Source organism: Pseudomonas sp. P4795, from assembly GCF_048822895.1.
Lineage (GTDB): Bacteria > Pseudomonadota > Gammaproteobacteria > Pseudomonadales > Pseudomonadaceae > Aquipseudomonas.
On record NZ_JBMFBT010000001.1, the window covers coordinates 586,869 to 601,345 of the forward strand.

A 14,477-nucleotide genomic window follows, 5' to 3' on the forward strand; every position below is an offset into this window, starting at 1 on the left:
ACACAAATCCCTGTGGGAGCTGCGGTGCGACGATTCGACTTGCCAGCGATGAGGCCGGAAAATCCACCACAAACCCCGACCATCACTGCCATCGATATTCACCATCGCGACGATTGCCTTCCGCGCTTAAACCCGCTGGCGCAGGATGCACCTCATCCGAGACACACAACGAGGCCTTTACCTCATGATCACTACCGTCACCCTCGCCGTGAGCTTTCCGGTATTTGGCAGCAACTACTACGACCAGCAAGTAGTGTCGCGCAAAACCGCAGTATTGCTGTTCAACGAAGATTTCGAAGACCTGCTGATGCCCGCCGCGAGCAACCATTTCAGCAATGAAGTGGTCGGTATCAACGATCAGTTCCGTTTTCTGAGCGACATTCTCGCCACCCATTTGCTGGATCTCGAGGCTGCGAAGCCTGCGCGTTCCCGCGTCCGGGCGAGCGCTCATTTTTAAAAGCCAGAGGGCGTTGCCATTGCGGCAACGCCCTCCTCGTTCAATCAGTCATCATAGCGGTCACGGTGATAACGACGCCCGTCGCGGCGGTCGTCATCGCGGTCATCCCAGCGACTGTCGCGGCGATCATGATCCTGATAGCGGCCATGATCTCGGTCGTAGTGGCGACCATGGCGATGGTCATCATCAAAGTCGGCTACACAGCCGCCCAGCAGCACGGCAGCGGAAACGGTCAGCAGCAAAGTGGTTGCGCGCTTCATTCAGAACATCCCTAAAACCAAAGTCTTGACGACGGAAACGGCCAGCGCTGCCCCCGCCCTGGAGACGGAGTGCGCGCAGCCGCAGATACGACCGGGTAATAGACCGATGATTCACTGACCGCCGATAGCCGTTCGTCACTTCCAATCGATTGTGCAGACGAATACTCGCCGTCGCGCCAATTGCCGCAGAGGCCACATCTCAAACTGATTCATGAACAAACCGCATAACTCTATAGCTCAAATCCGCAAAAACCTTTTCCTCTCTCCGGCGGTCACTCCTAGAACGAGACTGGCATGCATGCCGGCACGCCTGAGCGGGTCCTGTGAACCCTGCCGCCCTGACTGAGAGGAATCGCAGCAATGGACAACCGTGAGCCGTTAACCCTATCCCGGCGACAATTTCTGATTATCGGCGCCGTCACCGCGACGGCGTTCGCCATGCCACCGTTCATCAGCCTCAAGGCCTACGCCGCCAATCTGGAGCAACCGTCCATGACCAAAATAAGCTTGCAGGTCAATGGCAAGGCGCAGGCGCTGGTGGTCGACAACCGCACCACCCTGCTTGATGCCTTGCGCGAAAATCTGCACCTGACCGGCAGCAAAAAAGGCTGCGATCATGGCCAGTGCGGCGCTTGCACAGTGATCGCCGATGGCCGGCGGATCAATTCCTGCCTGAGTCTGGCAGTGATGCACGAAGGTTCCGAGATCACCACCATCGAAGGCCTCGGCATGCCTGACAAATTGCACCCGATGCAGGCCGCGTTCATCAAGCACGATGGCTACCAGTGCGGTTATTGCACGCCGGGGCAAATCTGCTCGGCGGTGGCCGTGTTGCAGGAAATTCGTGACGGCATTCCGAGCCACGTCAGCCCGAGCCTGACCGACTCGCCGCAATTGATCGCCAGTGAATTTCAGGAGCGCATGAGCGGCAATATCTGCCGCTGCGGCGCGTACTCGAACATCATCGAAGCCATCAGCGAAGTCGCGGAGGTGCCGGCATGAGACCGTTCAATTACAGCCGCGCTGATTCGCCTGCGGCAGCCGCTGCACAAGCTGCGCAATTCGACGGTGCGAAGTTCATTGCCGGCGGCACCAATCTGCTGGACCTGATGAAGCTCGACATCGAGACGCCGCTGCATCTGATTGACGTCAATCATCTGGGGCTCGATCAGATAGAAGCCACGCCCGAGGGCGGATTGCGCATTGGCGCGCTGGTGCGCAACACCGATCTGGCGGCCGATGCGCGCGTCAGAAAAGACTACGCACTGCTGTCCCGCGCCCTGCTCGCAGGGGCTTCCGGTCAGTTACGCAACATGGCGACCACCGCCGGCAACCTGCTGCAACGCACGCGCTGCCCGTATTTCTACGACACGAACCAGGCTTGCAACAAACGCAATCCCGGCAGCGGCTGCTCAGCGATTGGCGGGGTTACCCGGCAGTTGGGGATCATCGGTGTCAGCGACGCGTGCATCGCCACGCACCCGAGCGACATGGCGATTGCCTTGCGCGCGCTGGATGCTCAGGTAGAAACAGTCAAACCGGATGGCAGCACCCGCAGCATCGCCATCGCTGATTTTCATCTGCTGCCAGGCAACACGCCGAACATCGAAACCAGCCTGACGCCCGGCGAGATGATCACTGCTGTGACCCTACCCGCACCGCTCGGTGGAACGCACGTTTACCACAAGGTGCGCGATCGTTCGTCCTACGCGTTTGCGCTGGTGTCGGTCGGCGTGATCTTGCAGAAGGATGGCAGCGCGCGCATCGCCGTCGGTGGCATCGCCCCCAAACCTTGGCGTGTGGAAGCGGCCGAAGCACTGGTGCCGCAAGGCGCCAAAGCGGTCAGCGCGAAGCTGCTCGAAGGCGCCACGCCGACTGACGACAACCAATTCAAAGTGACCCTGGTCGAACGCACGCTCGCCTCGGTGCTGGCCCAAGCGAGGGACGAAGCATGAAATTCGACACGCCCGCCACCACCAATCCGATTGACCAGTTGAGAGTCATCGGCAAGCCCACCGACCGCATCGAAGGCAAGCTGAAGACCTGCGGTCAGGCGCCTTACGCCTATGAACAACACGATGCCGTGGCCAATCAGGCCTACGGTTTCATGGTCGGTTCAGCCATCGCCAAGGGCCGCATCACCCACATCAATCTCGACGATGCCAAAGCCGCGCCGGGCGTGCTGGCGATCGTCACCGCGGCGAATGCCGGCAAACTCGGCAAGGGTAAATACAACGCGGCGCACTTGCTCGCCGGGCCGGAAGTCCAGCACTACCATCAGGCGGTAGCGCTGGTGGTCGCGGAAACTTTTGAACAAGCGCGTGCGGCGGCGCAACTGGTCAAAGTCGATTACCAGACTGCCAAAGGCCAGTTCGATCTGGCCAGCGTGCGCGATCAGGGCGTCGAGCCAAAGGACGAATTACCCGACGTCAGCCACGGCGATTTTGCCGGTGCCTTCGCTGCCGCGCCGGTGCAATTCGATCAGACTTACACCACGCCGGATCAGTCCCACGCGATGATGGAGCCGCACGCGACATTGGCCGCGTGGCAAGGTGATCAACTGACGCTGTGGACTTCAAACCAGATGATCGGCTGGAGCGTCGATGACGTCGCCGAAACGCTGGGTCTGCCCAAGGAAAAAGTGCGCCTGATCTCGCCGTACATCGGTGGCGGGTTCGGCGGCAAACTGTTTATCCGTGCCGACTCGATTCTTGCGGCCCTCGGCGCACGGCTGGCCGGGCGTCCGGTCAAAGTCGCCCTCGCCCGTCCGCAGATCGCCAACAACACCACCCACCGCCCCGCCACGATTCAGCGGATTCGCATGGGCGCGACGGCGGACGGCAAACTCACCGCGATTGCTCACGAAGGCTGGTCGGGCAATCTCAAAGACGGCAAAGTCGAAGTCGCCGCGCAGCCGAGTCAGTTGTTGTACGCCGCACAAAATCGCTTGGTGACCATGCGCCTCGCACCGCTGGATTTGCCCGAGGGCAATGCCATGCGTGCGCCCGGTGAAACACCGGGATTAATGGTGCTGGAAATCGCCATGGACGAGATGGCCGAGAAGCTCAAACTCGATCCGGTCGAGTTCCGCATTCTCAACGATACTCAGGTCGATCCGGTGAAAACCGAGCGGCCGTTCTCGCAACGGCAACTGATCAAATGCCTGCAAACCGGCGCCGAACATTTCGGCTGGGACAAGCGTAATGCACAGCCCGGCACCCGACGCGAAGGTCGCTGGCTGATCGGCATGGGCGTGGCGGCAGCGATTCGCAACAACCTGCTGGTCAAGTCCGGCGCACGGGTGCGATTGGAGCGCGATGGCAAGATCACCGTCGAGACCGACATGACCGATATCGGCACCGGCAGCTACACAATCATCGCCCAGACTGCCGCCGAAATGATGGGCGTGGGCATCGACGATGTCGTGGTGCGTCTGGGAGATTCGAACTTCCCTGTATCGGCAGGATCCGGCGGTCAGTTCGGCGCTAACTGCTCGACCGCCGGGGTATACGCGGCGTGCGTGAAATTGCGCGCAGCTGTGGCCAGCAAGTTGGGAATGACCGACGGCGAAGTGGTTTTTTCCGATGGCCAGGTGCGTGCCGGAGGCAAGGCTTTACCGCTGCGCAACGCAGCCGAAAGCGGCGCGATAACCGTTGAGGACAGCATCGAATTCAGCGAGCTTGCCGACAAATATCAGCAATCGACCTTCGGCGCGCACTTCGTCGAAGTCGCCGTCGACGCCGCCACTGGTGAAGTACGTGTGCGGCGCATGTTGGCAGTGTGCGCGGCCGGGCGGATTCTCAACCCGAAAGCGGCACGCAGCCAGGTGATCGGCGCAATGACCATGGGCGTTGGCGCGGCACTGATGGAAGAGCTGGCGGTGGACAAGCGGCTGGGGTTTTTCGTCAACCATGACTTGGCCGGATATGAAGTGCCGGTGCATGCCGACATTCCGCATCAGGAAGTGATCTTCCTGGATGAGACGGACCCGATTTCTTCGCCGATGAAGGCTAAAGGGGTTGGCGAATTGGGGATTTGCGGAGTGAGTGCGGCGGTGGCAAATGCGATTTACAACGCCACCGGGGCGCGGGTGCGGGAGTATCCGATTACGCTGGATAAGGTGTTGGCGGCTTTGCCGGAGATGATCTAAAAAAACCCTCACCCTAACCCTCTCCCAAAGGGAGAGGGGACTGACCGCGTTGTCTCAGGCTATCCATCGACCTGAAAGATCGTGTCGATTATGGATTCGGCACAATAGGTTCAGGTCGATGTGCCTTTCAAGCATCCCCCATTCGACTCCCTCTCCCTCCGGGAGAGGGCTGGGGTGAGGGGCAACGATTTCGAATCGCACTACAACCCCCAGCCGAGCGAAAAAAGCTCTTACTCGACCACCGGATATTGCGCGTCGCTCACCTGCTCCATCCATTCCACCACGCTGCCATCAAGCGCTTCGGCGATGGCGATGTGGGTCATCGCTGTCGTCGATGCTGCCCCATGCCAATGCTTCACACCCGGTGCAATCCACACCGTATCCCCCGGCCGAATCACCCGCACGTCCTGCCCCCACTCCTGCACGAATCCCGCTCCCGAAGTGACAATCAACGTCTGCCCCAACGGGTGCGTATGCCACGCCGTACGCGCGCCCGGTTCGAAGGTCACGGTAGCGCCGCTGACCCGCGCGGCATCAGTCCCTTTGAACGGCGCATCAACCCGCACCGTGCCAGTGAACCAATCCGCCGGGCCACGGGCCGAAGGCTGTGAACCATTGGGCGTAACGGTGACACGCGGCGCGTCGTTGGCCTGAACGTCGGCAGCGAGCAAGGACAGGGTCAACGCAGAAGCGGCAATCGGATTCATAGTGATGTTCTCCAATAAAGACAGTCATCACTGTACCCAGCCCTACTCTTCAGATAATCGACTAGAATTCGAAAAAACTTATGCAGGACACTCATCAATGCTTCGTGAAAATGCCAGTGACTTGCTCGCCTTCCTCGCCGTGGCGCGGGAACGCAGCTTCACCAAAGCCGCGGCCAAACTTGGCGTGTCGCAGTCGGCGCTCAGCCACACCATTCGCGCTCTCGAAGCACGCTTGGGCATGCGCCTGTTGACGCGCACCACGCGCAGCGTTTCCCCCACCGACGCGGGTGAACACTTGTTGCAAACCGTCGGCCCGCGTTTCGAAGAGATCGAGCTGGAGCTGGCGGCGCTGAGCAGCCTGCGCGAAACCCCGGCCGGGCGGATCCGCATCAGCGCAACGGATCATTCGCTGGATTGGCTGTTGCGTCCGGTGCTGAAAGAGTTCCTCCCGCAATACCCGGACATTGCGGTCGAGGTCTGTTGCGATTACGGTTTCGTCGACATCGCCGGGCAGGGGTTTGACGCGGGAGTGCGGTTGGGTGAAGACGTGGCGCAAGGCATGATCGCCACGCGCATCGGCCCGGACATGCACATGGCGGTGGTTGGCTCGCCCGCGTATTTCGCCACACGGTGCGCGCCCGAAACGCCACGCGACCTGACCGATCACGCCTGCAACAATCTGCGTTTACCGACCAATGGCGGCCTCTACGCCTGGGAGTTCGAGAAGGACGGCGAAAGTCTCAAGGTGCGCGTCTCCGGACAAATAACCCTGAATGGCGTGTATCCGCTGCTCGATGCGGCGCTCGATGGTTTCGGCCTGAGCTACATCCCGGAAAACCTGGTTGCAACGCACCTGGCCGACGGAAGTCTGGTGCAAGTACTGGAAGACTGGTGCCCCGCATTTTCCGGCTATCACCTGTATTACCCGAGCCGACGCCAGGCGGCGCCGGCTTTCGCATTGTTGCTTGAGGCATTGCGTTATCGAGGTTAAAGCTTTCAGCCATTGGATGGCTGAACCGCCACCGTTTGCCGACGATTGAACGCGAGCAGAAAACAGGCAAACACTGCGAGGGCAAATCCGGCCGGGAACATCCAGATACTGCGCCAGTCATGCACTCCCGCCGTCGCGTAGTGATCAGTCACCTGCCCCGCCACCCAGAAGCCGATCAACATGCCAACGCCATAAGTCGCCAAGGTAATCAGGCCTTGCGCCGAACTGCGGAAACGCTCGGAAGCCTTCGCATCGGTATAGATCTGCCCCGAAACGAAGAAGAAGTCGTAGCAGATGCCGTGCAGCGCGATGCTGGTAAACAGCATGAACGCCAGATCGCCATTGTTGCCATAGGCGAACAGTGCATAGCGCAGCGCCCACGCCAGCATCCCCACCAGCAGCGTCAACTTGATGCCGAAGCGCTGGATGAACAGCGGCAACAGCAACATGAACAGCACTTCTGACACCTGCCCGATGGCCATTTTTGCGGTCGGGTTGGTCATGCCGATTTCAGCCAGAAACGGGTTGGCATTCTGGTAGTAGAACGCCAACGGAATGCAGATCAGGATCGAGGCGATGAAGAACACCAGATAGCTGCGATCCTTGAGCAGACCCAACGCATCCAGACCCAGCAACTGCTTGATCCCGACATTGGCGGACTCGCGCTTCAGCGGCGCAGTGGCTGGCAGCGAAAAGCTGTAGAGGCCGAGCAACAGCGAGGCGATCGCCGCCATCAGGAACGTATTGCGCAACCCGCCGGAGGCGATGGACGCGCTCGAATCCCAGGCAAACCCGAAACTGATCACCAGCCCGGCCACGATCCAGCCGACCGTGCCCCACACACGGATTCGCGAAAACTCCAGCGCCGGATCGCGCATCTGCCGGAACGCCACCGAGTTCACCAGCGCCAGGGTCGGCATGTAGATGACCATGTACGCCAGCACGAACGGATAAAACGCCGCGAAATCCGCTGCGCTATACAGGCGGTATAACAACACGGCGCCCAACAGGTGCAGCACGGCGAGGATGCGTTCGGCGTTGAACCAGCGGTCAGCGATCAGGCCGATCACGAATGGCGCGATGATCGCGCCCCAGGACTGGGTCGAAAAAGCCATGCCGATCTGCCCGCCACTGGCCCCCAGATTGCTCGCCAGAAAGGTGCCGAGGGTGACGAACCAGCCGCCCCAGATAAAGAACTGCAAAAACATCATCACGCTCAGGCGTGCGTTCATCGTGGTCATTTCAGTCACCGTTTTATTTTTGTTGTGGCTAACCGTGGTGCAGCTTTTTTCAGCGCTCGCTCAGGCCGAGCAGGCGCCGGTTGGACTGCAGGTCAGAGGTCACCGCAGCGAAATCGTCGAACGCCTTGGTGGCTTTGCTAATCATGTGCCGTTCGATAAATGGCGCGCCTTCAGCCGCGCCCTGCGCCGCGTCCTTCAGGCAGCATTCCCACTCGAGCACCGCCCAGCCGTCGTAACCGTACTGAGTGAGCTTGCTGAAAATTGCCTTGAAATCGATCTGCCCGTCGCCCAGCGAACGGAAGCGCCCCGGCCGATCAACCCAGCTCTGATAACCGCCATAAACCCCGGAGCGCGCGTCCGGGCGGAACTCGGCGTCCTTGACGTGGAACATGCGGATGCGCGCGTGATAGCGGTCGATGAAGCCCAGATAGTCCATTTGTTGCAGCAGCAAATGGCTCGGGTCATAGAGGATTGCCGCGCGCGGATGCTGATTAACCGCCTCCAGGAACCGCTCGAACGAGGCACCGTCGTGCAAGTCTTCGCCAGGATGGATTTCAAAACACAGATCCACGCCTGACGCATCGAAGGCATCGAGAATCGGCAGCCAGCGCCGGCCGAGTTCAGCAAAACCTTCCTCCACCAGACCCGCCGGACGCTGCGGCCACGGATACATGTACGGCCACAGCAACGCCCCGGAAAACGTCGCGTGCGCACTCAAGCCCAGACGCTGGCTGGCGCGCGCGGCGAGTTTCAATTGCTCGATGGCCCACTCGGTACGCGCATGCGGATGGCCACGCACATGCTCGGGGGCGAAATCGTCGAACAGCGCATCAAACGCCGGGTGCACCGCCACCAACTGGCCTTGCAGGTGCGTCGATAGTTCGCTGATTTGCACGCCGGCCTTGGCGCACACGGCGTTCAATTCGTCGCAGTAATCCTGAGATTCGGCGGCGAGCGTCAAGTCGATATAGCGTGTGCCCAGAGTCGGCAACTGAATCGCTTTGTAGCCTTGGGATGCGGCCCAATGAGCGATGTTGCTCAGGGTATCGAACGGCGCTTGGTCGCTGATGAACTGGGCGAGGAAGATCCCGGGGCCGCGCAGGCCTGGTTGAGCTTGCTGCATGACAGATGTCTCCAGATTCATGGGGTGATCGCCGTCCATTTGGCGTCGCCGCGATGGTTGGCCACCGCCGCTTCGATGAACGCCATGCCACGCAGGCCGACGTTGATGCCGGGTACGCCGGGGGCGTCGTGATCGTCAGTGTGATTGCGGATGGCGCGGGCAAAATCGTTGTAGAGGTTGGCCATCGCCTCCAGATAACCTTCGGGATGACCGGCCGGCAGACGCATGCGTTGCAGCGCGGCCTCGCACAGCCACGGCTGGCCGATGCCCGAGCGCAGGATTTGCAGCGGTTGATCGAGGGAGCGGTGGATCAGGCTTGATGGCTCTTCCTGGCGCCATTCCAGACCGCCCTTGTCGCCGTAGACGCGGATCTTCAGCGGGTTTTCTTCACCGGCGCAGACCTGACTGGCGATCAGCACACCGCTGGCGCCATTCGCCAGTTTGAGCAGCATCGCCGCGTCGTCGTCCAGTTGGCGGCCGGGAATGTGCACGCCGAGGCTGACGCAAATCTGTTCGATGGATTGGTCGGCGACAAATTCCGCCAACGAAAAAGCGTGGGTGCCGATGTCGCCAATGCAGCCGCCCGGCCCCGAGAATTCCGGGCGATCACGCCATTCGGCCTGCTTGTTGCCCGCGCCCGCCACGTCGCGGCTGAGCCAGCCTTGCGGGTATTCGACGATGACTTTGCGCACTTCGCCGATTACGCCATTGCGCACCATGTCACGGGCCTGCCAGACCATCGGGTAGCCGAGGTAAGTGTGAGCGAGGCCGTAGAGCTGACCGCTGCTGTTCACCACGGCTTGCAGTTCGATCAGTTCAGCCAGGCTCAGCGCCGCCGGTTTTTCCGAAAACACGTGGAAGCCGGCGCGCAGTGCCTCAGCCGCAATCGGTGCGTGCAAGTGATTCGGCGTGACAATGACCAACAGTTGCATGCGCTGCTCGGCAGGCAAGGCGCTTTCGCGTTCCAGCAATTGCTGCCAGTCGCCGTAGCAGCGCGCTTCGCTCAGCCCCAATACTGCGCCGGTCTCAAGATTGTTCTGCGGGTCGCGGCTGAACGCGCCGCACACTAGTTCGAAATGCCCATCGAGACCAGCCGCCTGACGGTGCGCCTGGCCGATAAATGCGCCGGCACCACCGCCGACAAATCCCATTCTTATTCTGCTTGCCGTGTGCATTGCGACGCTTCTCTGTTCAGGGAGCAAGTCCCGGGTTTACAGGAGATGTAACCGGTTACATCATGGCGCAAATCTAGGCTCGAGAATCGCTGCTGTCAAACACCGTCTGGCAGTTTGTGCCAAGCCGTCGCTGAGGTAAGCTCGCGACCTGCATTTCCGTCAACGAGGTGACCGTGTCGAACATCCGCGAAGTGGCGCGCCTGGCCGGGGTTTCGGTGGCCACGGTGTCGCGCACCCTGCGCTCGCCGGAACGGGTCTTGCCCGAGACCCGCGACAAGGTCAACGCAGCCGTGCAACAGGCCGGCTATCGGCCGAACCTGATGGCTGTGCAATTCCGCTCACGCAAGACCGGCAACCTGGTGATTCTGGTGCCGGCCATCGCCAACATCTTTTTCGCCCGGGTGATCAGCGGCGCCCAACAAGCGGCGCAGGCAGCGGGCTACCGACTGCTGTTGTGCGACACCCAAGGCGATGAATCGATCGAACGCGAATTCGCCGAACTGGTTTACGCCCATCAGGCCGATGGCGTGATTCAGTTGCGTGCCAGCGATCCCTTCCACGACTTGGCGCCGGGCGTCGATACGCCGCCGCTGGTCAACGCTTGCGAAGTGTTGAAAGACACCCGCCATCCGACCATCAGCCTCGACAACCGCGCTGCTGCCAGAGCGATGACCGAACATTTGATCGCCCTCGGTCACCGGCGTATCGGCCTGATCAAAGGCCCGCAAAGCAGCCCGCTGACGCAGGATCGGGTGACCGGCTATGAAGATGCGTTACGTGGGGCGGGTATTACCTGCGACCCGACACTGATAGCCCATGGCGATTTCACCCTGAAGGCCGGGGACGAAGGTGCCGCAGCAATGCTGGCGCTCAATCCGCGCCCGACGGCGCTGTTCTGCGAAAACGATGAAATGGCCATCGGCGCATTGCGACGGATTAGGCAACTCGGTTTGCGCGTGCCCGAAGACGTGTCGCTGGTGGGCTTCGATGACATTCCGTTCGCCGCCTACTGTGACCCGCCGCTAACGACCATCGCCCAACCCGCTGAGATGTTCGGCGAGATGGCGGTACACATGCTCATCGCGTTGATCGAAGGCAAACCGCTGGGCGAGCGGCAACGCGTGCTGCCATTCGAATTGACCATCCGCCAGAGCAGCGCCGCGCCTGCGGCCTAGCCGAGCAAGGCAATCAACTGATGCCGCTGCGCATCGGTAAGCATCGGGCCGAACCCGGCCTTGGCGTTATCCGCCATGTAACGCGGGTTGCCGGTGCCGGGAATGACGCAGGTCACCGCCGGGTGCGCCAGCAAAAACTTCAGCGCCAGTTGTGGCCAACTGCTGACCTGCACATCGGAAGCCCACGCTGGCAGCGGTTTACCCTTGAACCGCGCGAGCAATTCACCGCCACCGAACGGCCGATTGCAGATCACCGCGACGCCACGCTCGCGGCATAACGGCAGGATGCGTTTCTCGACGGCACGATCATCGAGGGCGTAGTTGATTTGCAGGAAATCCACTTGCTCGGCTTTCAACACGGCCTCGACTTCGTCATAAGCCGTGGCCGTGTAATGGGTGATGCCGATGTAGCGGATGCGCCCCTGCTCTTTCCATTCGCGCAGGGTTGGCAGATGGGTTTGCCAGTCGAGCAGGTTGTGGATCTGCATCAGGTCGATGCGCTCGGTGCGTAACAGGCGAAATGACTTCTCCATCTGCGCAACGCCCTCCTTGCGCCCGCGAGTCCAGACCTTGGTCGCCAGAAATGCCGGCGAGCGCGGTTCGTGGATCGACAGCAACTCCCCGGTGGTTTCTTCGGCGCGGCCATACATCGGCGAGCTGTCGATCACAGTGCCGCCCTTCCTGAACAACTCGTCGAGCACCGCCGGCAGTTGCTTGTAGGCGGGATCGCCGGGGGCGACGTCGAAGCCGCGATAGGTGCCCAACCCCACGAGCGGAAGCGACTCGGAGCTTGAAGGGATGGCGCGGGTCTGCATGGTCTGAGCTCCTGTAGCGCTGGGCGCCGTGGCATTGGCCAGCGCTCGGTCAAAGGTGAAAACCGCCGAAACCCCGGCAGCCAGCGTGAGCAATCGGCGACGGGAATAACCCTCATTGTGGTTCATGCTGGCGCCCTTGCTTGATGGATCTGTTGCACCCTGTGTTTTGGCGCGAACCGGGGAAACCGCTGGACTACACTGCGACAGCCAATCTGCGCGCCCGGTTAAAGTTAGTCGAATGTCAAAAATCCTGATGTCACTCGTCGCATTGATCGTCGGCATTTACCTGGTGCTGTGCGCGGCGCTGTTCATTTTTCAGCGCTCGCTGATCTATTTCCCGCAGCCGGCCACCGTGAATTCACCGGACTCGCAGCTCACGCTGGCGATGCCGGATGCACAAGTCCGCGTGACGGTACGCGAGCAGATCGGGGCAAAAGCGCTGATCTATTTCGGCGGCAATGCCGAAGACGTGTCGCGCAATCTGCCGGAGTTCGCCGAGGCGTTTCCCGGTTACGCGCTGTATTTTCTGCATTACCGGGGTTTTGGCGGCAGCGAGGGGGCGCCATCGGAAGAAGCGATTGCCGAGGATGCGCTGGCGCTGTTCGATCAGGTCTACGCCAGCCATCCGCAAGTCGCGCTGATCGGACGCAGCCTCGGTTCCGGCGTTGCGGTGCGGCTAGCCAGTCAGCGACCGGCGACGCAGTTGATTCTGGTCACGCCGTACAACAGCCTTGAGGAAATCGCCGCCGGATATTACCCATGGTTGCCGGTGAAGTGGCTGCTCAAGGATCGCTACCAGTCGGGCAAGTACGCGGCGCACATCAGCGTGCCGACGTTATTGCTGGTGGCGAGCGAGGATGAGGTGATTCCACGGGTCAGCAGCGAGCGCTTGTTGGAGAGTTTTCCCAAGGGGGTGGCCACGCTGAAAGTCGTGGCGGAGTCGGGGCATAACTCGATTTCAGAGCGGACGCAGTATTTGCAGTGGATCGGGGATTTTTTGAATCAGTTAATCGAGTAGCGCAGATTTCTTCAGCAGCGCATACAGCCCAACAGGCACCAACGGCGACTGCTCGCTGAAACTTGAACTGTCATGCCACTTGGCGGTGAAGGGTGAACCGTCACTTTCGTGACCGTCAATCTGCGCTTGCTCATAAACGCCTGCATCGGCAAATGCTGCGTCATACACCTGAACAATCTCGTGCCCCGGTTTGCCGTTATAGACAAAGATGCTTTCAAGCGTGCCCAACAAGCGCAGATCGGTTATCGCTAAACCCAACTCCTCCTGCACTTCTCGGATGACCGCCTCTGAACTGGTTTCACCAAATTCAATACCACCACCGACCGGGCGATAGCAGGTTTGTTGTTTGACCGGGTCGCGAAACTGATTAACCAGAATCTTGCCCTGGTGGTGAAAGACACACAGTGCAAGCGCGCGAATTCGCTGTTCGGCCATGAAGAAAAAGTCCGTTTACGATGGCAGGGGCGCGGATTAGAGCACAAGGCACCCGCGCAGCACACCGACTGGACGTCAGACTGGAGAGATGGTCGCCAGCACGCCGATCATAATGGTCAACACCAGAAACCCACCGAGAAAAAACGCCATCTTAGCCATGAAGGCCTCCTGATTGCTGAATGTCCGGCGCACCGGGCGCTTCGGAATGAAGTTCGCTGCGGGTCGCCGAAAGGCAGAGGCATTTTGAACCTATGGCTGAGATGGATACAGGTGCAGATTGAAGATGAAAAAGCGGATCAGATGGATTTTCCAGCAGAGAACGCGATCGTCTCACGCATGAACAGACATTCAGAATCAGTCAGAGAAATTCACATCTCGGCGCTTTGATCTAAAGTCAGTGCCGTCGCGCGAATAACAACAACAGTCCCGGAGTGGAATATGTCGCAACCTGATCTGCACCCCAACGCTGCCGAATCGCTGAACCGCTGGCACTCGATGATCCGCACTGGCGATCTGAGCGCCCTGCCCGATCTGCTTGACCCGGACGCTGTATTCCGCTCACCGATGGCGCATACGCCTTATCCGGGCGCGCCGGTGGTCTCGATGATTCTCAACACGGTGTTCAACGTGTTTGAAGATTTTGCCTACCACCGCGAACTGGCGACGGCGGATGGCTTGAATGTGGTGCTGGAGTTCAGCGCCAAGGTCGCGGGGAAGGAGTTGAAGGGCATCGACATGATCCGCTTCAACGATCAGGGGAAGATTGTTGAATTTGAAGTCATGGTTCGCCCCCTGAGCGGGCTGCAAGCGTTGGGCGCGGAGATGGGCCAGCGACTCGGCGCCTATCTGGCCAGCACCAAAGCCTGAGTCCCGCCCACAAAAAAACCCACTGACCGTTACCGGCTCAGTGGGCTTTGTGTGTCAGGCGTC

General features: G+C 60.4%; 15 protein-coding genes. 8 read left to right on the forward strand and 7 right to left on the reverse strand.

From position 1 onward, the window contains the following. The first annotated feature begins 184 nt into the window (after positions 1 to 184). Complete coding sequence (locus ACOI8A_RS02575) at positions 185 to 457, forward strand: hypothetical protein (protein WP_420649459.1); 273 nt, start codon at positions 185 to 187, stop codon at positions 455 to 457. Between the two features lie 44 nt (positions 458 to 501). Here the strand turns inward: ACOI8A_RS02575 and ACOI8A_RS02580 are convergent, their stop codons facing one another. After that, on the reverse strand, positions 502 to 717 hold the full coding sequence (locus tag ACOI8A_RS02580) for a hypothetical protein (RefSeq protein WP_420649460.1): 216 nt from the start codon (positions 715 to 717) through the stop codon (positions 502 to 504). 360 nt (positions 718 to 1,077) lie between these two features. Here ACOI8A_RS02580 and paoA point away from each other — a divergent pair, with 360 nt between their 5' ends. From paoA to paoC, 3 genes are read left to right on the forward strand one after another with little or no spacing between them, the layout of a single operon-like run. Then, entirely contained in the window at positions 1,078 to 1,719 is a 642-nt protein-coding gene (gene paoA / locus ACOI8A_RS02585) for an aldehyde dehydrogenase iron-sulfur subunit PaoA (RefSeq protein ID WP_420649461.1), read from the forward strand. Then, the gene (locus ACOI8A_RS02590) at positions 1,716 to 2,672 is read left to right on the forward strand and encodes an FAD binding domain-containing protein (protein ID WP_420649462.1); all 957 of its coding nucleotides are present in this window, start codon (positions 1,716 to 1,718) and stop codon (positions 2,670 to 2,672) included. The genes paoA and ACOI8A_RS02590 overlap by 4 nt, the downstream gene beginning before the upstream one ends. Then, positions 2,669 to 4,867, forward strand: a complete 2,199-nt coding sequence (gene paoC / locus ACOI8A_RS02595; protein ID WP_420651263.1) for an aldehyde oxidoreductase molybdenum-binding subunit PaoC — start codon at positions 2,669 to 2,671, stop codon at positions 4,865 to 4,867. Before ACOI8A_RS02590 ends, paoC begins: the two co-directional genes overlap by 4 nt. Before the next feature lie 230 nt (positions 4,868 to 5,097). On the opposite strand, the gene ACOI8A_RS02600 is transcribed toward paoC, so the two are convergent. Beyond that, positions 5,098 to 5,574, reverse strand: coding sequence for a (R)-mandelonitrile lyase (locus ACOI8A_RS02600; RefSeq protein ID WP_420649464.1), 477 nt, complete (start codon positions 5,572 to 5,574; stop codon positions 5,098 to 5,100). A 97-nt stretch (positions 5,575 to 5,671) separates the two neighbouring features. Here ACOI8A_RS02600 and ACOI8A_RS02605 point away from each other — a divergent pair, with 97 nt between their 5' ends. Further along, entirely contained in the window at positions 5,672 to 6,565 is an 894-nt protein-coding gene (locus ACOI8A_RS02605; RefSeq protein ID WP_420649465.1) for a LysR family transcriptional regulator, read from the forward strand. A 5-nt stretch (positions 6,566 to 6,570) separates the two neighbouring features. Here the strand turns inward: ACOI8A_RS02605 and ACOI8A_RS02610 are convergent, their stop codons facing one another. Genes ACOI8A_RS02610 through ACOI8A_RS02620 form a run of 3 tightly spaced genes read right to left on the reverse strand, consistent with a single transcriptional unit; the run spans position 6,571 to position 10,080 of the window. After that, entirely contained in the window at positions 6,571 to 7,806 is a 1,236-nt protein-coding gene (locus ACOI8A_RS02610; RefSeq protein WP_420649466.1) for a nucleoside permease, read from the reverse strand. Between the two features lie 49 nt (positions 7,807 to 7,855). Beyond that, positions 7,856 to 8,950: a sugar phosphate isomerase/epimerase family protein gene (locus tag ACOI8A_RS02615; RefSeq protein WP_420649467.1), complete on the reverse strand. Its 1,095-nt coding sequence runs from the start codon at positions 8,948 to 8,950 to the stop codon at positions 7,856 to 7,858. Then, complete coding sequence (locus tag ACOI8A_RS02620; protein ID WP_420649468.1) at positions 8,947 to 10,080, reverse strand: Gfo/Idh/MocA family protein; 1,134 nt, start codon at positions 10,078 to 10,080, stop codon at positions 8,947 to 8,949. Before ACOI8A_RS02620 ends, ACOI8A_RS02615 begins: the two co-directional genes overlap by 4 nt. A gap of 197 nt (positions 10,081 to 10,277) precedes the next feature. On the opposite strand from ACOI8A_RS02620, the gene ACOI8A_RS02625 reads away from it, so the two are divergent. Further along, the gene (locus ACOI8A_RS02625; RefSeq protein WP_420649469.1) at positions 10,278 to 11,279 is read left to right on the forward strand and encodes a LacI family DNA-binding transcriptional regulator; all 1,002 of its coding nucleotides are present in this window, start codon (positions 10,278 to 10,280) and stop codon (positions 11,277 to 11,279) included. Here ACOI8A_RS02625 and ACOI8A_RS02630 read toward each other — a convergent pair. After that, positions 11,276 to 12,220: an aldo/keto reductase gene (locus ACOI8A_RS02630; protein WP_420649470.1), complete on the reverse strand. Its 945-nt coding sequence runs from the start codon at positions 12,218 to 12,220 to the stop codon at positions 11,276 to 11,278. The two genes, ACOI8A_RS02625 and ACOI8A_RS02630, sit on opposite strands and share 4 nt — an antisense overlap. A gap of 112 nt (positions 12,221 to 12,332) precedes the next feature. Here ACOI8A_RS02630 and ACOI8A_RS02635 point away from each other — a divergent pair, with 112 nt between their 5' ends. After that, on the forward strand, positions 12,333 to 13,112 hold the full coding sequence (locus ACOI8A_RS02635) for an alpha/beta hydrolase (RefSeq protein ID WP_420649471.1): 780 nt from the start codon (positions 12,333 to 12,335) through the stop codon (positions 13,110 to 13,112). Here ACOI8A_RS02635 and ACOI8A_RS02640 read toward each other — a convergent pair. After that, the gene (locus ACOI8A_RS02640) at positions 13,101 to 13,547 is read right to left on the reverse strand and encodes an NUDIX hydrolase (RefSeq protein WP_420649472.1); all 447 of its coding nucleotides are present in this window, start codon (positions 13,545 to 13,547) and stop codon (positions 13,101 to 13,103) included. The genes ACOI8A_RS02635 and ACOI8A_RS02640 overlap by 12 nt on opposite strands. Positions 13,548 to 13,985: 438 nt before the next feature. On the opposite strand from ACOI8A_RS02640, the gene ACOI8A_RS02645 reads away from it, so the two are divergent. Then, entirely contained in the window at positions 13,986 to 14,414 is a 429-nt protein-coding gene (locus ACOI8A_RS02645) for a nuclear transport factor 2 family protein (RefSeq protein WP_420649473.1), read from the forward strand. The last annotated feature ends 63 nt before the right edge of the window (positions 14,415 to 14,477 follow it).